Below are 25,100 nucleotides of genomic sequence, written 5' to 3'. Positions count from 1 at the left end.
GTTGTTTATAAGGTTAATTTTTGCGCTTTTTTACAAACCAGATTATAACACCAACTCCAATAACTGCCATGATTGCAACAGATACGTTGGAATATAGGTCCATGTAATGTGCAATAGTGCTCCACTTTGATCCAGCATAAGCACCTAGGAATACAAGAACGATGTTCCAGATAAAAGTACCTAGTGTGGTATATAAGAGAAATTTACCCATATGCATTTTGGCCATACCAGCGGGTATTGATATCAGACTTCGAATAAGAGGTATAAAGCGGCAGAAGAAGATAGTTGAAGTCCCTTTTTTTTCAAACCAGCCCTCTGCCCGTTTGATATCTGCTCTTTTTAATCCAAGAAAATGCCCCCATCTGTCAACTAGTAGTTCTAGTCTTTCTACGGGTAGCAAAAGCCCTATACTGTAAAGTACGCCTGCGCCGAGGACAGAACCAAAGGTGGCAAATAGTACAACAAGCCATCGATTCATAGCCGTGTACGTGGTCATAAAACCGCCAAATGTCAGGATCAACTCTGATGGGATTGGTGGAAATATATTTTCTATTGCTATGAGCAATGCAATCCCTAAGTAGCCGTATTGATCCATCGTATTAATAATCCAATCCTGCATTTCAAATTCCTTTCCTGGTGTATCTGTTATAATTTTTCTATTATCTGCAAATGAGCAGATATATAATAAGCATTAGCGTAGAAACTTTTGAGTTAGGACGCTAATGCTTATTTAGATTATCATTATTATATTGGATAGAACGGTATATTTCAATCCCTTTTCAATGAAATGTTAGCTTAATAATTTTGAAAGAAATTCTAAAGACTGAAAAAAACACAACTATGTAACCAGTTTGGTCGCTGATTTCGTTGGAGATATCTACAGAGTTGTTTTGCTGAAAATTTCAAAACTTACAGTTTAAGTGAGGTAAATTACACTTCCTATAGGTGTAATTATTGCGTAATTAAACTATAAAAAGAGCGAATGGAATTCATGATATTATTATATAGCATAGTATCATGAAGATAATTTTGCTATAATATATGTTAGCGTAGTAAATTATCAAAAGACATATTGTTTTGAACACAATCTTGTAAAATGAATGATATCTGGATAGTGGTAAGAACTGTCGTTGCCGAGATTCGGAAATATTGAATAACACTATGCAATTTTATATTAACTAATAGAAGATGAGGAGTTAAAATGAACGGACAAAATAGAAATAATGTAAAAATTGGTGCAACAGTAAAAATTGTATTGAAAGCGGATCAAAGAACAGGAAAATTAACAGAAGGCATTGTGGGAAAGATACTAACAAATAGCAGCACTCACCCTCATGGCATCAAAGTAATGTTGACAGATGGACAAGTGGGAAGGGTCCAGGAAATATTATAATTCTAATACAGGAGGGGATAGTAATGGCAAATGTTAAGGTATTTGTTCCATATGGAGCAGTTGGTTTAAATTGTACTGAAGAGGCATTTGAAGCAGGTCTGGCCATGAAGCCGGATATTATTTCTAGCGATGCGGGTTCCACTGATTCGGGACCTTACTATCTTGGGTCTGGTCACGGAAAATATTCTGAAAGTGATGTAAGACGAGATTTAAAACGTATGGTACTGGGCGCACATAAACTTGGAATTCCAATGACCATCGGTTCAGCGGGAACATGCGGCTCAGATGAGGGTGTTGATACAGCGTATGCACTCATTCGGGAAATTTGTAAGGAAGCTGGTATTAGCAAGAAAATTGCAAAGATATATTCTCAGCAGGATGCCAAGATCATCAAACAAAAATACTTAGATGGAAAGATCAATTCATTACAAGGAGCTCCTGATATTTCAGAAAAAACATTCGATGAGTGCAGTACCATTGTGGCATTGCTTGGTGCAGAGGCATATGTAGAAGCGTTTGAAAATGGCGCAGAAATCATAATCGGTGGTCGGTCCACGGATACGGCTGTCATAGCAGCATATCCGCTGATGAAGGGGTGTGATCCTGCTTCTTGCTGGCATGCAGCAAAGACTGTAGAGTGTGGCGGGGTATGCACCAGTGCCGGTTTGCAAGGCGGCGTATTTATGGAAGTAGATAAAAATGGCTTTACAATTAAAACGGTACAGCCAGGCAGTACTGTTTCTTCCTATTCTGTGTCCGCACACCTGATTTATGAAAATTCCAATCCCATTCAATTAACAGAGCCGGGCATTCGAATTGACACCACAAATTCAACTTATACAGAATTGTCTGACACAGCGGTACGAGTAGAGGGAACGACGATCGAATTTCTACCTTATACGTTGAAGTTAGAAGGTTCCGGCCCCGTTGGATATCAGACAGTCAGCATGGCAGGCATCCGTGATCGCAAGGTGATGCAAGATCCCATGAAGTGGATAGAAGCTGTGTCCAAGGCTGGCATAGAAAAGCTTGAAAAAGCGGGAATCACACGTGAGAGTTATCATTTTTGGCTCCGTCCATATGGCTATAACGGTGTTTCAGGAATGGAGGTTCCAGTAGGTTATGTACCAAATGAGATACTTATGATGCTAACGGTTACGGCTGATACGCAAGAGATGGCAACTCAGATCACAAAAGCATTTAATCCCTTACTTCTTCATTTCAACATGTTTGAAGGAAAGCAAATGCCATCTTATGCTTTTATTTTCTCCCCAGCAGAGATGGAACGAGGCGCCATCTATGAGTTTAAATTGTACCACACAGTATCAGTGGATAATCCCCTGGAGCTAGTTCGTATCACTTATGAAGATATTTAATAAAACACCTAGGTGACTTATCATCTGTTGGTAAAGGTTCTCGCTTATAAGAAGTATTTCTGTTAAATATAGAAAACATTATAAATCGGAGGTGCAAGATGATTACGATTGAAAAGACTGTAAGATACATTCGCAGCAAAAATGCAGGTCCATTCTGGCTTACCATTGATGCTTTTTGCAATAATGTGGATGATACAAGAAAAGTTACAGCAGCGTTCGAAAGGGAACGGGTATTTATTGCCCGGTCATTTCAGGTTAAGCCAGAGGAACTGCAGATCTTTTGTCTGGAACATATCCAGGTGGCTAAAATCAGCCTCCCACGAGTGCCAATCGAGGGAAGCCGTGACGAACGGGATATGCATGGTGGTCAGCAGTATGTAACCTTGCTGGATATTTGTTGTTGATAAAGGCTAGCAGTGATAGAAGAGTAGGATAGTGAAAAAACCCTTCTGTGCATTATCCAACTAGATTTTCCCCATCTTTAAAAGCTCTTAAAGATAACTCTTCTAACACGGTTAGATTAGGATTAGTAGTTCCGCAGTAATGAATGGAATCCTTCAATATCCAACCATATGTTTTGAAAAGATTAGTAATATACTTAATGCCTTCTGCACTTCTTTCAGGATTTGTATTAGCTTGAGAAAATATTGTTATTAATTTTTTACCAGGATGTCTTGGCACAAATTCATCTCCAACCATTGAAAATGTGCGGTCTAACCAAACTTTTGCTTGACCTGTAATTTGATAATAGTAGATTGGAGAGCTAAATACAATCGATTCGGCTTCGTTAATATCCTCATACATTGGTTGCAGATAATCATTAATAGCACAGCCATCATGTGTGCGGCAATATAAGCAGCCTTGACAACCACGAATTCCTGGATTATTTAAATCAAATTCAATCACTTCAGCGCCTTTAGACTTAGCACCCTTTACCACTTGCTGTAACAATTTCGTGGTATATCCATTTTTGTTAGGACTTCCTTTGAAAACAACAATTTTTGACATTTTAGAGATCTCCTTCTAGGGTTAAATATTCTTTAATTGAATTGGTTAGGTATCAAAACGACCGATATTACATCAAGCAGCTCCATATAATATTAGCAATATTTTTTTCAACCTTTAAGTTCATACGTAGCAATCGTTAGAAAATAGTTTTGCGTATTTAAATCTGACAAGTTGTCTTTCCATATTTATTCTCCTATATTTCATATTTACTCAAGTAAATGTACTTGGTATAATGATTATATCGAAATAAATTTGTACAAACAAGTACGCAGAATATTGTGACCAGGTACTATTTTTCGTACCTAGGAGGATTAGATATGGCTAACAATAATGAATTAGAGCAGTATTTAAAATTAATAAAAGAGTTAGATTCCGACAATAATTGTCCTGTAAGAAGTGCGTTGGAAATGATAGGTGGAAAATGGAAACTGCGTATATTAGCGCAGTTGCTGAGAAAAGAAGTGGTTCGTTTTAATGAATTAAAAAGAGACCTTTCAGGAATAACAAATACAATGTTATCAAATTCATTACGAGAATTGGAGAATGATTGTTTAATTACTAGAAAACAATATAATGAAATGCCAGTCAGAGTTGAATATAATATAACGGATAGAGGAAAAAATCTGTTGCCAACAATTTATGAATTAAATATTTGGTGGGATGATTTCATAACAAGCAGTTAATGAAATTTTGTGCAACTGCATAGAAACTCATAAAAAAATGGAGTTTTCTATACTTCTGAACTTCTGAGTGTGATACTGACAGATGTTATTATTTGAAATTGGAAGACCTAGCGGCTATAATTTTAAACCACTTTTCCGTTCGAGAATGTTAATAAAATCATTACATATTTTGTAATAGTGGTAAGTTGGTGAAATAGCTGATGATATCCTTTTCTATAAAAAAACGTACAGACTGGGCAAACCAGAGCTGTACGTTACTGGGTATCAACCTATACCATCTGTTTCCAGTATTTTGATAGGAAGATAAATGTAATGACAGGGTTCAATAAACCGGCTAGGCTAGGTAAAATGCCAACATTGTATTTTACCACATTCAGAATCAGTATAATAACTGCAAAAACTACAATGGAATAAAAAGCAATCTTTTTTTTCAGAACCAGCAATAGGACATAAGCTATGCAGGCGGCGGCGCCTATAACAGCCATATCAAATAAACCTAATGCGCAATTAGCAAATAATGCAAATGCGCTTATAATGATGCAAATAATGCACCAAATTTTAATACCCTTACCGAAAACCAATGTTTCTTCATTCATCTCATTTCCTCACATATATTTTTATAGTGTTACATATAAATAATCGGCAATGTAGGTGATTTCATAAGCTTTTAAGTATTTCACAGTATTTTTCTCACATACCATAACAATATTTTCTAAAAGACGTTTTGAAATTGTTAGATCATGCAAGTATACTATATTACATTTCAAAGGAACGAATATATTATCAAAAGCATTATATTGAGACTTGCACATAATGTAAAGGTTATTGTCGTAAGAACATTATTTTACATAATAAAAGAAGAGTGGTCTAATACAAGACAACTCCTCTAACTTTTTAGTTATTAATTAATTTTCCCGTAATTTCACCTTATTCCTGGCGCTTCTTCGTCGATCATCCTCCAGAGCTGCATAATGCTTTTTTGTAGTATTTACGTCTGAATGGCCAAGTACATCTGCCACTAGATAAATATCCCCAGTTTCCTTATAAAGACTAGTTCCATATGTACTACGGAGTTTATGAGGGGTGATTTTTTTTAAGGGAGCCACTAACCTAGAATACTTTTTCACTAGATTTTCCACACTACGAACAGCGATCCGTTTTTTTTGAAGAGAGAGGAAGAGGGCCTTATCATGACCTTCCTCAGCTATGGTCATTTTGCGTTCTTCCAGATAGTCCAGGAGAGCGTCTTCAACCTCTGTGCCAAAATAAACCATGACTTCCTTACCACCTTTTCTAACAATTCGAATGCCACCGTTCTTAAAATCAATATCATCTACGTCAAGCCCAACGCATTCAGAAACTCGAATTCCTGTTCCAAGGAGCAGCGTCAGAAGTGCAAGGTCCCTTATTTTTGTTTTAGCATGATAGAATTTTTGTTTATCAGTTAGAGTTTCGCCATTTTCCACTTCATCGAGCAGGAGAGCAACCTCATCTACATCCAGGCGAATAATATCCTTCTCATGAAGCTTAGGTAACAGCACTAAGGCGGCAGGATTGTTTTGAAGTCGTTCATTTCGGTAATAATAATTATAGAAGCTTTTCAGACATGAGATTTTTCTCATGATGCCACGTTCTTTATTGGTAACCTGTTGGTTTCTATCATTGAAACGATATTTAAGATATTCCATATATTCTTCAATATCAACAACTTTTAAATTGTCAAGATGATCTAGGGTTATGGTTTGAATGTCATCTTTACAAAGTGCGGGATTTTCTTTTTTTAGGAAATCAAAAAAGACTTTTAAATCATAGGCATACGCGATTCTTGTTCGAGAGGAGGTTCGTGGTTCAATGCCTCGGAAAAAGTCTCCACAGAACCTGGGAAGCTCTTTGATTAACTCACGAAGGTGTTTCACATTATCAATGTCTTTTTGCTGGTGATAGGATAGTGGAGTACTCACTTTTTTGCCTCATTTCTTTTAGCGTTAATATTTAGAGTTTTAGGAAAGTATTTATTTAAATGGTTAAATAGCTGGTAAAAGGCTTAAGTAAAAGGCCTTACTGTAAACATGTAATTTATGTAGTAATAATATTGTATATTAGTCTGGATAAAAGGTAAAGAGTAAAGAGATAAGATGATATACCGAAAGTTGAATATTTGAGAATAGAAGATTCAATCATACAAGATAATGCAATACGTTGTAGTATATAGTTTATTGTTAAAATATGAAATACTAAATATATTATATCCAACTATTCGTTAAACTAGACTTTCGCGAATAGTTGGATATCGCTTTCCATTAAGATCATTTTACTAATAATCAAACATTTTAATCTTTTTTTATTATCTCATGTCTTAATTATACTTAATGCGTTCCTTCCACTGTCTCTCGTCTTTCAGATACTATCACTGGAAAAAACCAAACAGTTTATTATCTGGTTTTTCCCAACAATGCAGTAAATCAGGATTTTCTCATAAACCGTTCATGAATCATTTATCCATAAAACCAATTTAAATCATGATTAATTATGTATTCGGTTCTCTTTATGTCCAGTTTCTAAAAAATGCTCATAATATTTTTTTAAGCTATCCCCATACGCTGTTTCTAAATCTTTGTTATTCTCTTTATAAATCTTTACATCAAAATTATCAGACCCTTTGCGTCCTTCAGCCATACCATTATTAACAAAATGCTCAAGTAGCTTTTGTCCACCGTTTCCTACTGTAGACTGTAAATCAGAATTATTGTTATAATAATAGGTTACCTCGAATACCAGGCTATAATCATCTAATTTTAAGGTTGATTCTGCTTTCGTTTCTGGTGTTGAGCTTGAATTAGAGGTCTGTGTTGAAGTTTTAGTTGAAGATGTTACATTACTATTATCATATGGACATACTCCATTTGGATGTAAATGAGCGGAATAACCATGATGATAATGATAGCTACCTAGACCGCTTGCATTTTTATTATCACGATGACCACCTTGTGAATCCGTCCGACCAGAATGTGCCTGAGCAGTTATAATACCTCCAGAATAGTTTGTCTCTACAGATCCAATTGTCAATACTGTAGCTAATACTAAAACAACTCTACCCATTTTCTTAGCCACAAACCCTAGTTTTCTGCATATACCCCTTACCTTCATATAATACTTCCCCCATTTCAATATTATTTGATTATATCATAACATAAGGTGTTTTATAATACAAATAACGAATCAATTATTTGACATCATTTAACTATTTAACATCATTTTGTATTCCTAATGCAGAATTTTTCATCAAATCTATAAATATTAAATATATGATTGAATAAATCATCTCCCACGCCAATATACATAATTTGTAATATATACAGAATTTATAATATAACTTGCTTAATACACATTGATTGAAAAAGATAGAATACAGAAAGAAAACGCACAGACATATTAATCCGCGCGCTTCTCTTCTATCTAACCAATATTCTATCGAGTTATTCTTTTGAATTTGTTAAATACCAGGACCAAATTCCCCCTCATTTTGTGGCTCATTTTGTTCCCCTGGATTTTCTATAGCTTCAGTTTCTTCTTTTATTTCTTTTTTATCTTTATCTTTCTTCTTATCGTTCTTTTTTTCCTCAGTGTCCTTCGTATTTGCTCCTGGACCAAACAAGCTTCCATCCTGGTTTGTTGGAGATTCAGTACGCTCCTGCTTTGTTTCAACCGGTGTTGTCTCAACAATATCAGTCTTTGTCTCTGGTGTCGTCTCAGCAGTTGTTTCAACAGAAGGTTCGGTTTGCTGTGATGCTGTTTCCTTAGTAGAAGATTTTTTCTTCTTGGTGCCAGATCCTCCACCAGTAGGTGCATTTTGTCCAGGCTGAGTAAGGCCGCTTTCTTTGGCTATTTTCCCGCTTATAGTCTTAACTGTCAATGATGGTTTATAATCAGTTATACCATATAAAACTTGCTGAAGCTGTATTACGTTGCTTTCTAACGTGGTTGCAATGACAGAGTCCATTCTTCCTATTTTCATAGCAGTACGGGAAAATGGGAATCCGGTGGTCTCTCCAATATGATAGTTCTTGATTCCTTTGGCAATAGAAAGAACATCATTAGCACCAATGCTGGTAGATACCTGAGGAAATACTGCAGCTACTAAAGAACTGCGTGTTGCCAGGTCTGCGTTCTTTGCCTTTTCCATGGCAAGGTTTACCACTTTCCGTTGACGCTCGGTTCGGTTAAAGTCCGTATCCATAAGTCGAAGTCTTGCATAGGCCACTGCTTGTACCCCATCAAGGTGATTCATGCCGGCACGTTTTAACTGATATGAACCGACTCCAGTGGAGTTTACCGTCTCTGTAATAAAACCATTTATGTAAGCAAATTCGGAGTCTGTTATTTCAAGGTCAATACCGCCTAAAATATTAATAGCATCTGCGACAGATTTCCAGTTAAATGTGGCATAATCATCGATGTTCAAATCCAGGTTTTCGTTTAGAGCCTCGATTGCCTGTTTGTGGCCGCCTTTAAAGTAAGCCTCGTTGATCTTATGATAAGTCCCCTTACTGTTAATCTTTAAATAAGTATCGCGGTAAACAGATACCAGTTTTATCTCTCCGGTGGCTTTGTTGATGTTGCATAACATAATAACATCCGATAAAGCTCCTTTATCCAGCTTACCATCTCTGGAATCCACACCAAAAACTGCGATAGTCCAAAAGCCCGTTTGGTGGGTTCGCTGTTTAAGTAAAAAGAATCCAGCAAAAAGAATTAGGATCAGTGCTACTATTTCTATTAGTATGATACGCCGTTTGTTTTTGCGCTTTTTCTTCTTTTTCGTATTGTGTTTGGAAGGATTTGGCGAACCGGTATATCGGGCTCTGGGATTTCTTCCATCTCCATCGCTGTAATAGACTCTATTCCCCTTTGCATCTTGTTGCGGGTGGGGGTGTTTATTCTGTGCTGACCGTCCTGCCTCGCTCCTGGTGCTAGAACCATTCTTATGGTTTTTGCGGGCGCGCATTCGATCTAATTCATCCTCATTATTCATGACTGAATTATCAATCCTTTCCCAATTTGTCTTAGGCAGACTTCTTTTTATTTTAACAGAAAAATATATAAAAGTTCTTGCTTTTCTCTTAATTTTATCAATCGATCAACTTTCTGACATAAGGCCAGTTTGCACTCATTTTGGTTACAGTCACATTATCAACCAAGGCGCTTGATTCGTGTATTACAGTCATATCTCCGTCACTTTCCCAACAAAGAAACATTACGACATGACCTTCATCTCCTGTTTTTAGAATAATATCTCCAGGTTGAAGTTCCTCTCTTTTAATGGGGGTTCCTAGAGAAGCCAGCCCTCCTGTGCTTTCTAAAGAAAGGCGCCTCTGTATGGCAGACCAATAGATCCAGCTAATCCAGCCAGAGCAATCAAGACCTTTCAAGGTTCTTCCTTTCTCATCAGCAGAGGCTAATGCACCGAAATCATTATTTTCATAGCCAGAACAAGCCGGCTTTCCACCCCAATAGTATGGCACTCTTCCAACAGACGATAATGCATAATAAATCAACTTTGTCCTATTTTGCGAAAGTGTTTCTGGAAGACGATTCATATAATCTTTTATCTCTTCATAAGAAAGAGGATTTGTGATAAAAGCAGGATTAAGAGTTAGTCCATAAGCCTCTGCCCAGTCTTGATCCGCAAGGTTTGTTGCATATTCTTTTGTCTCTGACGACCATCCTGGCCACTTTATAGAATCATTGCTCTCGTGCCCTACTGTGTCTAAGGAAAACAGTCCTTTTTTCGAGTCAGAAAGTCCTGAGATAACAGCTTTAACATGAAGGTCCACATGCCCTTGACATGCACTTTGCTGGGGAACGTCTATCTCTTCTGGGGATTCCGCTTCTATGGAGGTAGTTTCACTTTCCTTTTTAGCAATCCCTGGCCCGATCACTTTTTCTTCTTCTGTCTCATCTTCCACCGTGGACTGAGATGGTAGTGCCTCAGATGGTGTTGCTGGAACTGATGGCAAGGTGTTTGTAAGATTTCCTTCAAGTGTACCATCACAGTAATAAATATCACTGATAGAATATTGAATGTCGTGAGAATATTCCCATAGTTGGCTGCTGTAGTCTAAAAAGGCATTGTAATCATTTGGTGCAGCATAGTAAAAATATGTATTGGCCAGGGACATGATTTCCTGGATGTTTGATTTTGGAGAGATCTTCTGTCCGATTTCATTATAAAAAGAGATATCCACTTTCTGAAACGTTAATCCATTTAATGGATCATGTGGTATATTAAGCTTCTTAGCCACCTTTTCAGGGCTTTCATCAGCAATCTGATAAATAGAAGCTAGCCAGGCAGAATCCTTCTTAGATAGCTCTTGTGCTGCCTCTGCCCCAAGACTCTCTTCCGTTGCATCACCTTCTCCATAAATAAAGGCAAGATTAAATGAAGTAAGGGATGGAGTATAAGGAGCCGGAGCTTCTGGCTGATTGTCTTCTTCTATTACTGTAGATTTAAAAGCAATGGTGCTTCCCATTGGCAATACACTTGCTTGAAATTCTTTGTCTTCTTTATTTGGTTTATCATAATTGGAAATATAAGATTGGGAGAATTTGCATAAGGTACCTCCCAAAAGAGCCATAATAATGGCGGCTGATATCTGTATTTTAACGGTTTTATTTAACTTCATCTGCTATCATTCCTGTAATTTTCTTTTAAAATAGAACTATAGCATAATAACACCGTAAAATACAGAAAAAAAGATTTAAGAGTTTATTAAGATAGGATTGGCTTAGCTGACCGCTGCTTCTTTTGATAAAATAAGGGATTCTATGGCAAGTGCAACGCCGTCTTCATCGTTGGTTCTTGTTATGATTCTTGCATTGCGTTTAACGGCATCAGAAGCATTTCCCATTGCTATGGTGTATCCGATAGGAAGACCCAGCATGGATAGATCATTTTCGCTGTCACCAAGTGCAAGTATCTCTCGTGGGTGAATCTTTGATTTTATAGCATACTCCATGAGGGCAGAACCCTTTTGCGCCATTGCATGTGTTAATTCCAGGTTGGTAGAAGCAGATGAGGCAATGGAAATACCCTCTTCCATCTTTAGATGATGGCGGATCTGTTCCAGAACTACAGGATTTTCGTGTACAACAGAAATCTTGAAAATATCAGTTCCCGTATTAAGAAGGGATTCCTCCGTTAGAAATTGAAAACGGCTTTCAATGATTTCATAAGACAGCTCGTCTGCACACATGGAAAGAAATACCTTGTTTTCAAAGCTCTTCTTTAGTTCCTCTCGGCTGGTTATGGTACAGCTACCTGCTTCTGTCATAAAATCAAAAAGTACAGAAAAAGGGCGACAGATATCAAGAATACGTGTGACCTGGCTCTGAAATAGAGGTTGATTTCTAAGCCTCTCTCCCTTTTTATTAAAAGCGGCAGCGCCATTCATGCATATGATATCACAGTGAATTCCGGCTTCTGCCAAAGGAGTGTAGGCATCTTCATAATTTCTCCCGGTGCAGACAACGAAGCCTACGTTTTTTTGTTCCAGTGCTTTTATTGCATTTGTATTCCATAAAGATACTTTGCCATAACGGTTTAACAGTGTTCCATCCATATCAGAAGCGACTAATCGTATCATATTGTGTTCCTTTCTAATCTACTATTTTTTGAAATATCAGAACAAATGTTTATAACGGCAAATTCTCTGCCACCAGATGTTCTATTATTTTTTAGTTATATATCATTTGGATATGAAGGGGATATATGTCCTATTTTGCACATCCTATTATCTATTTTAAGGGAAAGATGTAAAATAAAATAGATTGATTTCGTAAAATGAATGTAAACCATGGTATTGACTCACAAACCAACAAAGGATATAATAAACTATATTTATAAAGGAGGATAAATTTCTGATAGCAAAGCTAAGCGCCATGCACCTGCTGGTACGAACGTGAACGTTTTTTTAAAAAACGGTGCCAAAGGTTAACGAGGTGAAAGGTTATCGAATTTTCGGCGGATGCCTTTCCATGCCCTCCGGGCGTGTGATTCAACATGAAATATGCAGGTAACTGCAAAACAAACATGCTGGAACCGGAGTCTTACAAATTGATAAATGATAATAGCTGCCTATAAAATGAAACAGACAGCCTGTTTTTTTGTTTGCTATTTTTTATGAGCGCAAGTGCTAAATGAAAATATAAGGAGATCATAAATTATGTGTGGAATTATTGGATATACTGGACCTTTGGACTCAAAAAATATATTACTGGAGGGACTCTCCCAGCTAGAATACCGTGGTTATGACAGCGCTGGAATTGCACTTTGTATGGAGAACTCTCAAATACGTGTCATTCGTCATACTGGAAAAGTAGCGAATCTAAAAGAAGGATGTAAAGATTTTGCTGAGAAATCCCACTGTGGCCTTGGACATACAAGGTGGGCGACCCATGGAGGCGTAACCACGGAGAATGCTCATCCTCACAGAGCCGGACGCGTTGTTCTGGTTCATAATGGAATTATAGAAAATTATCATCAGTTAACTACAGAATATCATTTGGAGGATAAACTTTCTTCTGAGACAGATACGGAAGTGGCAGCCTGGGTGCTGGATAGCATTTATCAAGGTGAACCCATGGAAGCTATCGCAAAGCTTGTTAGCAAATTAAAGGGTTCTTACAGCTTCTGTATGATGTTTGAGGATCATCCAGGGGAAATATACGCAATCCGTAACGTAAGCCCTCTAGTGGCCGCTTACACTCGCTCAGGCTCTTTCCTGGCATCTGACCTGACTGCTCTCATTCCTTATACCAGACAGTATTTTGTAATACCAGAAAATCATATCGTGAAACTCACCTCTTATCAAACGCAGTTATTTGATCTTGAGAAGAATGAGCAGCAACCAGAGATCCTGGAAGTAAACTGGAATATAGAATCAGCTATGAAAAATGGCTTCCCTCATTTTATGTTAAAAGAAATCCACGAGCAGCCAGATGCTTTAAAGAACACCATTCTCCCACGTTTGGTTAAAGGGCTTCCTGATTTTACTGACGATCAGATTCCAGATCATATTTTCAAGGATTGTTCTCAGATTCACATTGTTGCCTGTGGAACTGCTATGCACGCAGGAATGGCAGCTAGAGCGCTTATAGAACCACTGCTTAGAATTCCTGTCACTGTTTCTATTGCATCGGAATTCCGATATGAAGAGCCCCTTGTTGACAATAAGACTCTGGTGGTGATTATCTCCCAGTCCGGAGAGACCATTGATACATTAGCTGCCCTTCGTCTTGCAAAACAATACGGTGCAAATACGTTATCTGTTGTTAATGTAAAGGGTTCTACAATTGCAAGAGAAAGTGACTATGTTCTTTATACCCATGCAGGTCCAGAAATTGCGGTAGCAAGTACAAAAGCTTACTCCGTACAGTTAGCCGCTCTTTATATGATTGGCTGTCGTATGGCCTATGTTAGAGAATGCTATAGCAAGGAAGAAGCAACGGAGTTTATGAAGGAGCTGCTTGATGCAATTCCAGCCATGGAAGCTATGCTGGAGAAAAAAGAAGTGGTTAAGGATTTGGTCAGTCATTTGATTCAAAAACCGGATGCATTTTTTATCGGACGTGGACTGGATTATGCATTCTCTCTTGAGGGAGCATTGAAATTAAAGGAAATCTCTTATATTCATGCAGAAGCATATGCGGCTGGAGAATTAAAACATGGTACCATTGCTCTCATTACGGATCAGGTCCCAGTTATTGCAATCGCTACACAGGAAAAAGTATTTTCAAAGACTATTTCAAACATCAGGGAAGTGAAAGCCAGAGGAGCTTTTGTAATCCTCTTGACTAAGGAGAATGCTCAGGTAGAACGTGGCGTATCCGATATTCAGATTAATATTCCTGATATTAACGATAGATTTACTGTATTCCCAATCGCTGTAATTTTGCAGTTAATTGCTTATTATGCGTCTGTAGGTAAAAACTTGGATGTGGATCAGCCAAGAAACTTAGCTAAATCAGTAACTGTGGAATAAATATTATAAATAGTATTGTAATATTGCAAATAGTTTTCTAAAAAAGGGACATTTTCAGCGATAACTGGAAATGTCCCTTTGCTATTTATGATGAATGGATTTGTTTACTTTAACTGACTCATCTTCTCTTCTACAAAGCGCTTGATAACTCTCACAGCGCCGTCTACGCCCACAGAACTACTGTTGACACAAAGATCATAACTCCTTACGTCGCCCCACTTTTTACTAGAATAATAATTATAATAGCTAGAACGTCTTTTATCAGTCTTAACCATGAGATCCTTTGCTTTTGTGTCATCGATTTGATTTCGCTCTTTTAGCAATTGAATTTTGTCTTCATCCTTTGCAGAAATAAATACAGAGATAAGATTTGGATATTCTGAAAGTGCATAATCCGCACATCTTCCCACGATGACACAAGGCTCTTCCATAGCAAGCTTTTTGATGGTCTCAAACTGTGCCAGAAATAGCTTATGGTTAATTGGCATATCCATGTATCCAGAAGTTGTAAAACCTAAAGAATGAGTATCCATAACGAGAGAATATAAAAAGCTGTTGGTTGGTTTTTCGTCGTGAGACTGAAATAGCTCTTCGCTGAAACCGCTGTTTTTCGAAGCAAGTGCAAGTAACTCCTTATCGTAGCATTTGATTCCTAATTCTTCTGCAAGCTTCTGTCCAATAATCTTTCCCGAACTTCCGCATTGTCTCCCAATTGTAATTACCGGATGATTATTCATTTGAATCACTCCTTCCAGTTATCTTATGGTAATATTATACATCAAAGAGTCTGAAAAATCTACAATTTAAATGGAATTTAACAGTTTCTGGAAAAGAAAAAACCACTTAGACAATTATCTAAGTGGTTCGTAATTTTCGTAATAAATCTTCGAAATAATCTGGCAGAGGGGCAGTAAATTCCATATACTCTCCCGTTCTGGGATGAATGATACCGAGTATCCCTGCATGAAGAGTCTGCCCGTTTAAGCGATAAGGTGATTTCGCAGGGCCATATACAGAATCTCCTAACAAAGGATGACCAATGCTAGCCAGATGAACTCGAATTTGATGGGTCCGTCCTGTCTCTAGCTGGCATTCCACATAGGTAAATTGGCGGTATCGCTCGAGAACCCGGTAATGGGTAACCGCTTCCCTGCCATTTTTTTCATTTATGCTCATCTTTTTACGATCGACAGGATGGCGACCGATGGGAGCACTTATAGTACCCTCATCTTGCTTTAAAACACCATGTACGACTGCAAAATACTTTCTTGTAATAGAATGTTCCTTTAACTGCTCTGCTATGGAATTATGAGCTACATCATTTTTACAGACAATAAGAGCACCAGTCGTATCCATATCAATTCTGTGAACGATTCCAGGACGCATAACACCGTTGATACCGGATAAGTCCTCCTTACAATGAGACATTAAGCCATTGACCAATGTCCCGCTGTAATGACCAGCAGCCGGGTGAACCACCATGCCTTTTGGCTTATTAATCAGTATAATGTCCTTGTCCTCGTAAATAATGTCCAGAGGCATATCTTCTGCCTCTATTTCCAGTTCTACGGCCTCTGGAATAGCTAGTTGTATCTTATCCAGGGTTCCAACTTTGTAGTTGCTCTTAACTGGTTTTTCGTTTACCAACACGGCTTCTTCCTTCAACAACTTCTGCAAATAGGACCGAGAGACCTGGCTGCACTGATCAGACAAGTACCGGTCGATTCGGATGCCTGCATCTTCTGCTGTTACGATAAATTCCAGATCCACTATCGTGCCTCCTTCTTTCCAATGCTCAGACATGATAAATCTTCTTCTTTATAATAAAAGAAAAACAATAGGATAAAAAAGAACATAGAAATGGTGACATAACAGTCAGCAACATTGAAAATCGGAAAATTAATCAGTTTAAAATAAAGAAAGTCCACAACGTAACCTCTTGTAAAGCGATCAATCATGTTTCCCACTGCTCCTGCTGATAAGAACATGGCAATTAAATGCAGGGGCATATATTTTTTATTTGCAGGCATACGAACGACTGCAAATAAAGCGGCAGATAACACCACCAACGCTACCAAAAGGAAAAAAAACTGTTTCCCCTGAAGCATACCAAAGGCGGCCCCCCGATTCTCCGAATATAACAATTCAAAGACTCCTGTCCAAATATTATGGGCACTTTGATTCATAAGATGCTTAACTGCGAGGAGTTTGGTCCACTGGTCTAACCCAATTGCTCCAAAAAATCCGATAATTAGTCCAATGATTAGTTTTGTCTTCTGATTCATAAAATCTCCTTATGCTAAGATTGGCAAAAGTCCATCTGACATGTCTGTATCTGTAAGAGACGTATCAACGTATGCTTTCCCAATCTGTTCTAACAGGATGAACCGGATAGTTCCGGAATCCATCTTTTTATCATTCTTTGTAAGTCCAACAATGTCATGAGCAGTAATGCTCTTGACGGACACTGGCATACCAAATGCGTTCATAACTTCATACAGCCTAGCTAACTCCTGATCTGATATCAAACCCTTGTTTATTGAAATAGCCATGGCTGCAATGCAGCCAAGTCCTACACAATGGCCATGAAGAAATTTAAAATCAGAGAGCTTTTCAATGGCATGTCCCAAGGTATGCCCCAAATTTAAAAGAGCCCTGTCGCCTTGTTCCGTAGGATCTTTTTCTACCACCTCTCGCTTAATGTGGTTGCTGATACGCACCATCTCTTCTAAATACCCCAATTCTCTTTTTTGGATGACTGGAGCATGTTCCTTCAACCATTCGTAGTAGGAAGCATCCCGAATGAGTCCGTGCTTAACAACTTCTCCCATTCCAGATGAAAACTGTTCATCTGAGAGAGTTTTTAATGCGGATATATTTGTATAGACAAGCTTAGGCATATGAAAAGCACCTACCATATTTTTGTAAGCATCAAAATCTACACCAGTTTTACCACCGATGCTTGAGTCCACCTGCGACAACAAGGTAGTAGGAACCTGGATAAAGGAAATCCCCCTTAAATAGGTAGCAGCCGCAAAGCCACACAAATCTCCCACTACGCCGCCGCCTAGAGCAAGCAGAAAATCATGGCGGTCATATTGCTTTTCAATTAGAGTTTCATATAAGCTGCGGACGGTATCAAGGTTCTTATTTTCTTCACCAGCTGGGAAGATAAAGTGAGAGGTTACCTGGCAGCAACGAGAGACAATTGCTTCTACTTCCTCTAAGTAAAGAGACGCAACATTAGAATCTGTGACAATACAGATTCTGCGCCCCTGCAGGTTAAATTGATTCAATTCCCTCTCCAGTCCGTCAAATGTCATTTCCATGACAATGTCATACTGAAAGGCTCCATTCATGTGCACCGGAATTCTATTACTCATGATGCAATCCTCCGTCGTAAATTTTGTTTTCCTATACTATGGAAGAAAGCAAACAATTTTCCTTTTCACTTTCGCTAGGCTTTGGGGCTTTGCAATCAACAAGTGAATATAACGGAAAATCATCTGCTTGTACCATGATATATTCTATTGCTTTTTAATAACCTATCTAAAGACGTAGATTCATACCACCCATATCTAAGCTTCCGCTGTTAAGTAAATCTTGGAAATCTCCGGACAACTCAACGGATTCTGGAGTTGCTATAAATATGTAGTTTGATATCTTTTGCAGATTGCCGTTCATGGAATAGGTGGCGCCAGATGTAAAATCAATGATTCTCTGAGCTACCTCTGTATGAATTCCTTCCATGTTAAGAACAACCGCTTTTCCAGCCAGCATATGGTCACATATTTCTTTTGCATCTTCGATGGAAGTCGGCTTTATCATAGAGACTTCCATAGTTCTTGATTGCTTCATAGGCACTACCTTGGGAGAACGAGACAGAAAACGAGGCTTCTGTTCATATTCCTCTTCTTCATCGTAGTAATTATCATCTGTCTTTTTTGAAAAGAGTGTTTTCTTTGCGGGCTTTTCTTTGTCATCCTCGTAATCATCATCTAAATAGTAATCATCGTCATCGTCTGTATCATTTAAGCGCATGCTATCCATCAGTTTGCCTAAAATGCTCATACTTCATTCTCTCCAATCTTATATCTTGTACCAAAAATGCCGGTACCGACTCTAACAAGAGTAGCACCTTCTTCTATTGCAATTTCATAGTCTCCAGTCATACCCATTGAGAGCACATTCATAGTAACATTATCAATGTTTTTGCTTTGCATGTCAACATAAAATTGTCTTAATTTTTTAAAAATGAAGCGATTTTCCTCAGATTTTTCTACAAAAGGCGCAATAGTCATGAGACCTTTTATCCTTACATGGGGGAATGTGGCGATTTTTAAAATAGCCTCTTCAGTCTCCTCAAGTTTAAATCCAAATTTACTCTCTTCTTCTGCCACATTTACTTCTAACAGAATATCCACAGTCAGGTCTAGTTTGGCGGCATCTTCCTCAATCTGTTCGGCAAGGCGTAAAGAATCAACACTATGAATCAATTCCGCTTTGCCAAGAATCTGTTTTACCTTATTACGTTGCAAATGACCAATCATATGCCAACTGATGTCTTGTGGAAGTTCCTTATACTTTTCGCATAGTTCTTGAACTTTATTCTCTCCAAACGCACGAATACCGGCCCCATACACCTCTTCTATCATAGAGGATGGTTTCGTTTTACTCACTGCGATCAATGTCACTTCTTTTGGATCTCGTCCAGCTTTTTTGCATGCGGATATAATTCTTTTATTTACTTCTTCCAGATTTTCAAGTATCAAAATAATCACCTCTTATTGATATATTAATTCCCCTTCACTGACAGTCTTAGCATTGAGCACAATATGATCAAAAACGGCCAGTCCATAGGTCATATTCTTTTTAATTGTATAGTACTCATCATTGGATGACAAGACATCAATTTGTTTAAAAACAGCGTACCCCTTGTTGATATTATAAACTCCCTGTAAGGAGGCACTTGGCCCAATCTGATAGCGATCAGTAGAATTGGCTTTGACGATATAATCACCAGCTTTATATCCGTCTTTTTCATTCATTTCAACATAATAATTATTGCCTTCAGAGTAATAAATCTCCGTAGGGACAAAAACCACAGAGGTACCAGACTGGGAATAAACCTCTTTATTAAAGCCTGTTACGGTACTGTCTCCACCTTGTGTCATATAATCCACGGGAATTAAATAGAAATCCTTTTTGGTTACGGAAGTAACAGGTATCTTAAGACCGTCCGCCCGTTCTGAGACAATTTCAAAGTCCACAAAGCGGTCAGAAGCAAATTGAACCATATACTTATCAAAATCAAGTTTACCAAAGGTTTTTCCATCTGTACCGGTAATAACCGAAAATTTTCCGGGGATTTTAAGATCATGTCCAGCAAATTGCACGGTTAAGCTTGTCTTATCTCCATATGTCTTTGCATCCTCTTCTGCTAGGGGGAATACCACTGACCAAAGATCTGAGGTAATGAGTTTAAAAACAGGAACTCCCGTTTCAATCAAACCTCCGGATTTGGTTATGTTTTTTGTATACTTACTGCGGTCGAATGCCTCCTCTGATATGGAGGAAGAATTCATTGCCTCGTAGGAATCAATGCCATAGGAAACAATTCCTGCTTGATCTGTTTTCACCTGCTGGAAATTAACACCAGCTTTGTCCATCTGATCACCAAGGTTGTCCAGACTATTAAAATTCATATACTCCAGGATCTCTGCATCCATTGACAATTTCGTATCATAGACCGTTTGGAAACGATCGCTGTTGTATGCAAGACTAAAGGAAGTCAACTGCTTTTTCAGTCCGGATAAGTTTTCCGGCTTCAATGTCACTTTATCCTGAGCGTTTTCCGCAAGAAAAGAGGCAATGCTACCAGTTTCATCGATGGAATATATTCTGGTTCCAGTAGAAGCTCTTTTGCCTTCTCTCACATAATAATTCACATATCCAGCACGGTCTGTATTCTTTACTTCCTCCTGACGGAGAATAATACCCGCATAATTCTTATTATTAACAATGCTTCCTTCCTGCACCTCATAAAACATAACTTTATCTCTTTGGAAGTAAGCGGTTACACTGAACACCATATAAACAAAAATCAGCGCAAAGATGATCATGCCAACATTGATATTCAGAGGCCGTCGGTACCGGATGATTTTTTTACTCTTCTTTGGTTTAGCAGCCTGCTTTACTGGCCGCGATGCCTTCTGTTTTGTCAACCTGACGCCTCCTCTCCTTTTATACAATATACATTATAAAAGGAAACTCTTAAAAATTCAAGAAAAATAAAGGGGACCGTTATCCAGCCCCCCGTTTATTATCTATGATTATAATGAAACAATCACATCGGCCTTAGCGTTTTCAGGTAGATGTTCCGCATCAATTGAAACGCTTAGAACGAAAGTTACGTGATACTTTTCACCGATTTTTTCCAAAGTTGCGATTGTCTCAGATATGTCTTCTCCTTCCAAACAGGCCAGCCTCAAAAAACTGTCAAAAAACATCATTTCCAAATCATGATCCTGAGATATGATACCACAGATAAAACCAATAAATCCTTCGCTGGATGTTATCGGATACTCATTCACATTAATGAGACGGATTTTGTTGCTTAACTCATACATGTGTTTAGAGCTTTTGTCCAAATACACAATAGAGCCTTTTGAGTCTTTTACAGCGAAATTCGCTCTGTCTAACAGATGCTTCGTCTTTCCCTTACCCTTTTTCCCCGCTATTATCTGCACCATAGCAATCTCCTCCTTGCGTTATTTAATTTGTATAAAAAGTTTATTCGGATTAATATAATTATAGTACAAATTCATAAGAAAGGCAATGATTATTCTGCTATTTTATTTAATAAATTAGTCATATTATCGTAAAGGGTTGCATGAGTGGAAGCCTTCAATACTACTGAAATATATTCATGCTTAGAGGAATCTGAGCTACCCATAATAAGACAGCTTCCGGCCGCTTGGGTTGTCCCTGTCTTGCCGCCAAGAGCGGTAAGTCCTTCTGGCATTTTGCGTTCTCCAGTCAGATACCGGTTGGTGTCTTTCCAGGTAACATTTACGGGGCTTCCAGCTTTATCCTGATAGGTAGTAGTATATCGGTCCGTACCGATAATCTTACGGAATTCAGGGTATTTTAGGGCTTCATGAAAAATTAAGTATAAATCATAAGCCGTGGTATAATGGTCTTCATTATTTAGTCCATGAGGATTCATAAAATGAGTTCCAGTGGCACCGATTCTTAAAGCTTCTTCGTTCATCATTTTGGAAAAGGATTGTGTTCCGCCCGCAATATGCTCTGCGATGGCTTCTCCTGCATCATTACCAGAAGGAAGCATAAGCCCATATAAGAGCTGTTCTAATGTCAGCTTATCGCCTGGTTTTATTCCACATAAACTTGCGCCTGGCTCAGTAATTACGGCATTCTTTGTCACAGTGATTTCATCAGACAAATTGCCGTATTTTAAGGCCACTAGAGCGGTCATAGTTTTTGTTATGCTTGCTGGATACATACGTTCAAAAGGATTTTTGGCAAAGAGAACTGTCCCATTGGAAACGTCAAAAATTGCGACAGCCTCCGCTGTCACTTTACTATCCTGGCTGACCACGTCATCTGGAACTACACAGAGATCCTGGGCAAACGTGCTTGATTTATCCTCTTCGCTGCCAGTTTCATATAAAGCCGTTCTTTCTGAATATACATAAGGGTTGTCAAGCTTACGCAGACCGGAACACCCACTTAACAGTACAGTGACTGAGAGGATGCCTGAAATTACTAAAGCTTTTTTTTTCACAAGTAATACCTCTTTATTTGTACATCTCCCGCCATTCCAAATCGCCACGTTCCAGAGATTTGATTAAAAGCTCTGCGGTAGCTAAATTGGTAGCAAGGGGAATATTATGCATATCACAGGTTCTCATAATATTAACAATATCCGGCTCATGAGATTTTTGAGTGAGTGGGTCTCTTAAAAAGATCACCAGGTCAATCTCATTGTGTTCAATCTGAGATCCAAGCTGCTGTTCTCCGCCTAAATGTCCAGCAAGATATTTATGAACGTTTAAATTGGTCACCTCTTCGATTAAACGTCCGGTTGTGCCGGTTGCATATAACATATGCTTACTTAAAATGCCTCTGTAGGCAATGCAAAAATTTTGCATCAGTTTTTTCTTAGAATCATGTGCAACTAATCCTATATTCATAACGATATACCTCCTATTAATTACCAATTTTGCGTTGCAATCCAACATTAAGCACAAGCCCCATACCTATAAAAATACTAATGAGCGAGCTGACTCCCGAGCTGATAAAAGGAAGCGGGAGGCCTGTATTTGGGAAAATCTGTGTAGCCACTGCTATATTGGCGAATGCCTGGAAACCAATCAAAGCTGCCATGCCTGTACAAATCAGTCTGCCTGACAAGTCCTTGGCACGGGATGCCATATAAAGGCATTCAAATACAACAAAAGCAAGTATGAGAATGATGATAACACTGCCTCGAAAACCCATTTCTTCGCCAATAATGGCAAAAATGAAGTCAGTTTCCCCGGCCGATAAGAAATTCCCATCTTTTACAGATGCGATAGTCGTATTAAAAAGTCCCTTTCCCTGAAGCTGTCCGGAACTGATTGCCATGATTGAATTTTTCTGCTGATACAGATTTTCTGCATATTGCTCCGCATGCGGGTAAATCCATGCTAGAATACGCCGCGCCTGGTAGTCATGAATAAAAGGAATTAGTCCTTTTGTCAGCAGGAATATAAAAAGCGCGCCTGCAGGTATGATTACTGCAAGCACTCCAAAGATCCAGCGGTAGCTGATTCCTGCGGAAAATACCATACAAAGAATGATGATGGTGACCACAAGACTGGTTGACAGGTTTGGTTCTGCAAAAATAAGCCCGATAGGAATTACAGCAAGTCCGGCAGCAATTCCTATCATGACCGGCATATTCATCTTCTCCTGATATTTATTCCAATACCAGGAGAAGAATATGATTAATCCGATTTTTACGAATTCGGAAGGCTGGATGCGACCAATACCCGGAAGGTTGATCCATCTGGTTGCGCCTCCTGCCGTATGCCCCATAACTAGAACCGCTCCCAGTAATATGATGCAGCCTGCGTAAACCAAAACATACAGCTTTGTTATGTTATGATAATCAATGATGGAGAGGCCAATAGCCAAAGCAAATCCCACCATGACACCTATGATCTGTTTCGTAACAGTAGAAGAATCATGGTTGGAAGCACTTGCCACCACCAAAATCCCTATCACTGACAAAATCATCATATATAAAACTAAACGGTAATTATATTGCTTAAAATTAATCTCTGAAAACATAATTAGTATATCCCCTTATCAGGTACATCGCGGATAGGGATGTTAGCATAAAGCACCGGTGAATAACCTTCACAGTCGGGTTGCTTTAACTTCTTCATCTGTATCTCTATTCTGTCGGAATCTATATCCATATATCTTGAAACTACACGGATCATATCGTCTTTTATCATCTGCATGACTTCAGGAGAACAATCAGCCTTGTCGGCAACCAGCAAAAGTTTCAGACGATTTCTTGCAATTTCTCCTGAATTCTTCTTGCGGAATACAGGAAACACGCTCATACCAAACCCTCCTATGCTCTCTTTAAGAGATTTGAGAGTTTGAAGAACAGGCCTTCGCGCACAGCAGGATTCTGAATCGGAATGTTTTCACCGGCAATCCTTCTGCAGATATCCATGTAAGCCTGTCCTGCCGGAGTTCCCATACCTACCAGAGGTTCGCCCTGATTGGTGGAAATGACGATATCCTCATCATCTGGCACTGCTCCAATAATATCTACCGCAAGTATGTCCATTACGTCATCTAACGACATCATATCTCCGCGCTTTACCATGTCAGCCCGTATCCGGTTAACAATCAGTTCAATGCCTCCCATATCAGCAGCTTCTAAAAGCCCAATGATTCGGTCCGCGTCCCGGATGGCAGAAACCTCCGGTGTTGTTACAACGATGGCTCTGTCAGCGCCTGCAATGGCGTTTTGAAAGCCCTGTTCAATTCCAGCGGGACAATCTAGAATAATAAAATCAAATTCATCTCTTAGATCGTCAACCAGTTTTACCATCTGGCCTGGAGTAACAGCTGTCTTGTCCCTTGTCTGTGCAGAGGGAAGTAAAAAGAGATTTGGGTATCTTTTGTCTTTAATCAGGGCCTGCTTCATACGGCAGTTCCCTTCTACCACGTCTACAAGATTGTAAACGATGCGGTTTTCCAGACCCATAACTACATCCAGGTTGCGTAGCCCGATATCAGTATCAATCAGAACTACTTTTTTCCCTAGAATTGCCAGTCCGGTACCGACGTTAGCAGAAGTTGTCGTCTTGCCTACCCCGCCTTTTCCAGAAGTGATTACGATGATTTCACACATACCATATCCTCCTGCTTTTTATACCTTATACTATTTTACCTTAATTTTTGGAATATTTCCATACTTTTTTTCATTGGTTTAATAATGACCTTGTTATTTTCAAGATAAGCCTTCATAGGTCCCCGCCCCAAACGCTTGCCTCGTCCATCAAGACCGGAA

26 protein-coding genes are annotated in these 25,100 nt (G+C 38.7%); 5 read left to right on the top strand and 21 right to left on the bottom strand.

Annotated features, from left to right (window positions below):
- Window positions 1-13 precede the first annotated feature (13 nt).
- The gene (locus tag BET01_RS03390) at window positions 14-619 is read right to left on the bottom strand and encodes a DedA family protein (protein WP_120195368.1); all 606 of its coding nucleotides are present in this window, start codon (window positions 617-619) and stop codon (window positions 14-16) included.
- A gap of 582 nt (window positions 620-1,201) precedes the next feature.
- Here BET01_RS03390 and BET01_RS03385 point away from each other — a divergent pair.
- The 3 genes from BET01_RS03385 (at window position 1,202) to BET01_RS03375 (ending at window position 3,173) form a co-directional block, all read left to right on the top strand.
- Window positions 1,202-1,393 carry a YwbE family protein gene (locus BET01_RS03385; RefSeq protein ID WP_120195367.1) on the top strand — a complete coding sequence of 64 codons (192 nt, stop codon included), beginning with the start codon at window positions 1,202-1,204 and terminating at the stop codon, window positions 1,391-1,393.
- Between the two features lie 23 nt (window positions 1,394-1,416).
- Window positions 1,417-2,769: an acyclic terpene utilization AtuA family protein gene (locus BET01_RS03380; RefSeq protein WP_120195366.1), complete on the top strand. Its 1,353-nt coding sequence runs from the start codon at window positions 1,417-1,419 to the stop codon at window positions 2,767-2,769.
- A 98-nt stretch (window positions 2,770-2,867) separates the two neighbouring features.
- Window positions 2,868-3,173 carry a DUF4387 family protein gene (locus tag BET01_RS03375; RefSeq protein ID WP_120195365.1) on the top strand — a complete coding sequence of 102 codons (306 nt, stop codon included), beginning with the start codon at window positions 2,868-2,870 and terminating at the stop codon, window positions 3,171-3,173.
- Window positions 3,174-3,225: 52 nt separating this feature from the next.
- On the opposite strand, the gene BET01_RS03370 is transcribed toward BET01_RS03375, so the two are convergent.
- Window positions 3,226-3,777 (bottom strand): flavodoxin family protein, encoded by a 552-nt coding sequence (locus BET01_RS03370; protein WP_120195364.1) that lies wholly within the window; start codon window positions 3,775-3,777, stop codon window positions 3,226-3,228.
- A 317-nt stretch (window positions 3,778-4,094) separates the two neighbouring features.
- Between BET01_RS03370 and BET01_RS03365 the strand changes: the two genes are divergently transcribed.
- Complete coding sequence (locus BET01_RS03365; protein ID WP_166428717.1) at window positions 4,095-4,460, top strand: winged helix-turn-helix transcriptional regulator; 366 nt, start codon at window positions 4,095-4,097, stop codon at window positions 4,458-4,460.
- 269 nt (window positions 4,461-4,729) lie between these two features.
- Here the strand turns inward: BET01_RS03365 and BET01_RS03360 are convergent, their stop codons facing one another.
- From BET01_RS03360 to BET01_RS03335, 6 genes are all read right to left on the bottom strand, one after another.
- Window positions 4,730-5,056 carry a hypothetical protein gene (locus BET01_RS03360; protein WP_120195362.1) on the bottom strand — a complete coding sequence of 109 codons (327 nt, stop codon included), beginning with the start codon at window positions 5,054-5,056 and terminating at the stop codon, window positions 4,730-4,732.
- Window positions 5,057-5,365: 309 nt separating this feature from the next.
- On the bottom strand, window positions 5,366-6,421 hold the full coding sequence (locus BET01_RS03355; protein WP_120195361.1) for a tyrosine-type recombinase/integrase: 1,056 nt from the start codon (window positions 6,419-6,421) through the stop codon (window positions 5,366-5,368).
- Between the two features lie 562 nt (window positions 6,422-6,983).
- A complete protein-coding gene (locus BET01_RS21965; RefSeq protein ID WP_330512357.1) occupies window positions 6,984-7,607 on the bottom strand; it encodes a YHYH domain-containing protein in 624 nt (207 codons plus the stop codon).
- A gap of 346 nt (window positions 7,608-7,953) precedes the next feature.
- Window positions 7,954-9,492 carry an LCP family protein gene (locus tag BET01_RS03345; RefSeq protein ID WP_120195360.1) on the bottom strand — a complete coding sequence of 513 codons (1,539 nt, stop codon included), beginning with the start codon at window positions 9,490-9,492 and terminating at the stop codon, window positions 7,954-7,956.
- A 97-nt stretch (window positions 9,493-9,589) separates the two neighbouring features.
- Window positions 9,590-11,143, bottom strand: a complete 1,554-nt coding sequence (locus tag BET01_RS03340) for a C40 family peptidase (RefSeq protein WP_120195359.1) — start codon at window positions 11,141-11,143, stop codon at window positions 9,590-9,592.
- 102 nt (window positions 11,144-11,245) lie between these two features.
- Entirely contained in the window at window positions 11,246-12,103 is an 858-nt protein-coding gene (locus tag BET01_RS03335; RefSeq protein WP_120195358.1) for a Cof-type HAD-IIB family hydrolase, read from the bottom strand.
- A 579-nt stretch (window positions 12,104-12,682) separates the two neighbouring features.
- On the opposite strand from BET01_RS03335, the gene glmS reads away from it, so the two are divergent.
- Entirely contained in the window at window positions 12,683-14,500 is a 1,818-nt protein-coding gene (gene glmS, locus BET01_RS03330) for a glutamine--fructose-6-phosphate transaminase (isomerizing) (RefSeq protein WP_120195357.1), read from the top strand.
- 104 nt (window positions 14,501-14,604) lie between these two features.
- On the opposite strand, the gene BET01_RS03325 is transcribed toward glmS, so the two are convergent.
- From BET01_RS03325 to minD, 13 genes are all read right to left on the bottom strand, one after another.
- The gene (locus BET01_RS03325; RefSeq protein ID WP_120195356.1) at window positions 14,605-15,237 is read right to left on the bottom strand and encodes a cytidylate kinase-like family protein; all 633 of its coding nucleotides are present in this window, start codon (window positions 15,235-15,237) and stop codon (window positions 14,605-14,607) included.
- A 118-nt stretch (window positions 15,238-15,355) separates the two neighbouring features.
- On the bottom strand, window positions 15,356-16,270 hold the full coding sequence (locus BET01_RS03320) for an RluA family pseudouridine synthase (RefSeq protein WP_120195355.1): 915 nt from the start codon (window positions 16,268-16,270) through the stop codon (window positions 15,356-15,358).
- Window positions 16,270-16,785 (bottom strand): signal peptidase II, encoded by a 516-nt coding sequence (gene lspA, locus BET01_RS03315; protein ID WP_120195354.1) that lies wholly within the window; start codon window positions 16,783-16,785, stop codon window positions 16,270-16,272. The genes BET01_RS03320 and lspA overlap by 1 nt, the downstream gene beginning before the upstream one ends.
- A gap of 9 nt (window positions 16,786-16,794) precedes the next feature.
- A complete protein-coding gene (gene aroB, locus BET01_RS03310) occupies window positions 16,795-17,883 on the bottom strand; it encodes a 3-dehydroquinate synthase (protein WP_120195353.1) in 1,089 nt (362 codons plus the stop codon).
- A gap of 166 nt (window positions 17,884-18,049) precedes the next feature.
- Window positions 18,050-18,571, bottom strand: a complete 522-nt coding sequence (locus tag BET01_RS03305; protein ID WP_120195352.1) for a cell division protein SepF — start codon at window positions 18,569-18,571, stop codon at window positions 18,050-18,052.
- Window positions 18,568-19,272 (bottom strand): YggS family pyridoxal phosphate-dependent enzyme, encoded by a 705-nt coding sequence (locus tag BET01_RS03300; protein ID WP_120195351.1) that lies wholly within the window; start codon window positions 19,270-19,272, stop codon window positions 18,568-18,570. The genes BET01_RS03305 and BET01_RS03300 overlap by 4 nt, the downstream gene beginning before the upstream one ends.
- A gap of 12 nt (window positions 19,273-19,284) precedes the next feature.
- Window positions 19,285-20,724, bottom strand: coding sequence for an HlyD family efflux transporter periplasmic adaptor subunit (locus BET01_RS03295; RefSeq protein ID WP_120195350.1), 1,440 nt, complete (start codon window positions 20,722-20,724; stop codon window positions 19,285-19,287).
- 108 nt (window positions 20,725-20,832) lie between these two features.
- The gene (locus BET01_RS03290) at window positions 20,833-21,252 is read right to left on the bottom strand and encodes a hypothetical protein (protein WP_026891311.1); all 420 of its coding nucleotides are present in this window, start codon (window positions 21,250-21,252) and stop codon (window positions 20,833-20,835) included.
- An 89-nt stretch (window positions 21,253-21,341) separates the two neighbouring features.
- Window positions 21,342-22,307: a D-alanyl-D-alanine carboxypeptidase family protein gene (locus BET01_RS03285; protein ID WP_120195349.1), complete on the bottom strand. Its 966-nt coding sequence runs from the start codon at window positions 22,305-22,307 to the stop codon at window positions 21,342-21,344.
- 13 nt (window positions 22,308-22,320) lie between these two features.
- Window positions 22,321-22,716, bottom strand: coding sequence for a methylglyoxal synthase (mgsA, locus tag BET01_RS03280; RefSeq protein WP_097004165.1), 396 nt, complete (start codon window positions 22,714-22,716; stop codon window positions 22,321-22,323).
- A 16-nt stretch (window positions 22,717-22,732) separates the two neighbouring features.
- Window positions 22,733-23,857: an FtsW/RodA/SpoVE family cell cycle protein gene (locus BET01_RS03275; protein WP_120195348.1), complete on the bottom strand. Its 1,125-nt coding sequence runs from the start codon at window positions 23,855-23,857 to the stop codon at window positions 22,733-22,735.
- A 2-nt stretch (window positions 23,858-23,859) separates the two neighbouring features.
- Window positions 23,860-24,138 carry a cell division topological specificity factor MinE gene (gene minE / locus BET01_RS03270; RefSeq protein ID WP_120195347.1) on the bottom strand — a complete coding sequence of 93 codons (279 nt, stop codon included), beginning with the start codon at window positions 24,136-24,138 and terminating at the stop codon, window positions 23,860-23,862.
- An 11-nt stretch (window positions 24,139-24,149) separates the two neighbouring features.
- On the bottom strand, window positions 24,150-24,941 hold the full coding sequence (gene minD / locus BET01_RS03265; RefSeq protein ID WP_120195346.1) for a septum site-determining protein MinD: 792 nt from the start codon (window positions 24,939-24,941) through the stop codon (window positions 24,150-24,152).
- Window positions 24,942-25,100: the final 159 nt, after the last annotated feature.

The organism is Lacrimispora algidixylanolytica (assembly GCF_003609635.1).
GTDB classification, from domain to species: Bacteria; Bacillota; Clostridia; order Lachnospirales; family Lachnospiraceae; genus Lacrimispora; species Lacrimispora algidixylanolytica.
The sequence above is the reverse complement of the archived record's forward strand: the minus strand, read 5'-3'. Positions and strand labels throughout refer to the sequence as shown.

What these genes read in the sequence shown, in the direction of transcription:
- BET01_RS03370 (WP_120195364.1), bottom strand. Translation starts at nt 3,777, where the DNA reads ATGTCAAAAATTGTTGTTTTCAAAGGAAGTCCTAACAAAAATGGATAT.
- BET01_RS03325 (WP_120195356.1), bottom strand. Translation starts at nt 15,237, where the DNA reads ATGAATAATCATCCGGTAATTACAATTGGGAGACAATGCGGAAGTTCG.
- BET01_RS03365 (WP_166428717.1), top strand. Translation starts at nt 4,095, where the DNA reads ATGGCTAACAATAATGAATTAGAGCAGTATTTAAAATTAATAAAAGAG.
- glmS (WP_120195357.1), top strand. Translation starts at nt 12,683, where the DNA reads ATGTGTGGAATTATTGGATATACTGGACCTTTGGACTCAAAAAATATA.
- minD (WP_120195346.1), bottom strand. Translation starts at nt 24,941, where the DNA reads ATGTGTGAAATCATCGTAATCACTTCTGGAAAAGGCGGGGTAGGCAAG.
- BET01_RS21965 (WP_330512357.1), bottom strand. Translation starts at nt 7,607, where the DNA reads ATGAAGGTAAGGGGTATATGCAGAAAACTAGGGTTTGTGGCTAAGAAA.
- BET01_RS03305 (WP_120195352.1), bottom strand. Translation starts at nt 18,571, where the DNA reads ATGAGCATTTTAGGCAAACTGATGGATAGCATGCGCTTAAATGATACA.
- BET01_RS03335 (WP_120195358.1), bottom strand. Translation starts at nt 12,103, where the DNA reads ATGATACGATTAGTCGCTTCTGATATGGATGGAACACTGTTAAACCGT.
- lspA (WP_120195354.1), bottom strand. Translation starts at nt 16,785, where the DNA reads ATGAATCAGAAGACAAAACTAATCATTGGACTAATTATCGGATTTTTT.
- BET01_RS03345 (WP_120195360.1), bottom strand. Translation starts at nt 9,492, where the DNA reads ATGAATAATGAGGATGAATTAGATCGAATGCGCGCCCGCAAAAACCAT.
- mgsA (WP_097004165.1), bottom strand. Translation starts at nt 22,716, where the DNA reads ATGAATATAGGATTAGTTGCACATGATTCTAAGAAAAAACTGATGCAA.
- BET01_RS03360 (WP_120195362.1), bottom strand. Translation starts at nt 5,056, where the DNA reads ATGAATGAAGAAACATTGGTTTTCGGTAAGGGTATTAAAATTTGGTGC.
- aroB (WP_120195353.1), bottom strand. Translation starts at nt 17,883, where the DNA reads ATGAGTAATAGAATTCCGGTGCACATGAATGGAGCCTTTCAGTATGAC.
- BET01_RS03385 (WP_120195367.1), top strand. Translation starts at nt 1,202, where the DNA reads ATGAACGGACAAAATAGAAATAATGTAAAAATTGGTGCAACAGTAAAA.
- BET01_RS03380 (WP_120195366.1), top strand. Translation starts at nt 1,417, where the DNA reads ATGGCAAATGTTAAGGTATTTGTTCCATATGGAGCAGTTGGTTTAAAT.
- minE (WP_120195347.1), bottom strand. Translation starts at nt 24,138, where the DNA reads ATGAGCGTGTTTCCTGTATTCCGCAAGAAGAATTCAGGAGAAATTGCA.
- BET01_RS03375 (WP_120195365.1), top strand. Translation starts at nt 2,868, where the DNA reads ATGATTACGATTGAAAAGACTGTAAGATACATTCGCAGCAAAAATGCA.
- BET01_RS03275 (WP_120195348.1), bottom strand. Translation starts at nt 23,857, where the DNA reads ATGTTTTCAGAGATTAATTTTAAGCAATATAATTACCGTTTAGTTTTA.
- BET01_RS03290 (WP_026891311.1), bottom strand. Translation starts at nt 21,252, where the DNA reads ATGGTGCAGATAATAGCGGGGAAAAAGGGTAAGGGAAAGACGAAGCAT.
- BET01_RS03390 (WP_120195368.1), bottom strand. Translation starts at nt 619, where the DNA reads ATGCAGGATTGGATTATTAATACGATGGATCAATACGGCTACTTAGGG.
- BET01_RS03340 (WP_120195359.1), bottom strand. Translation starts at nt 11,143, where the DNA reads ATGAAGTTAAATAAAACCGTTAAAATACAGATATCAGCCGCCATTATT.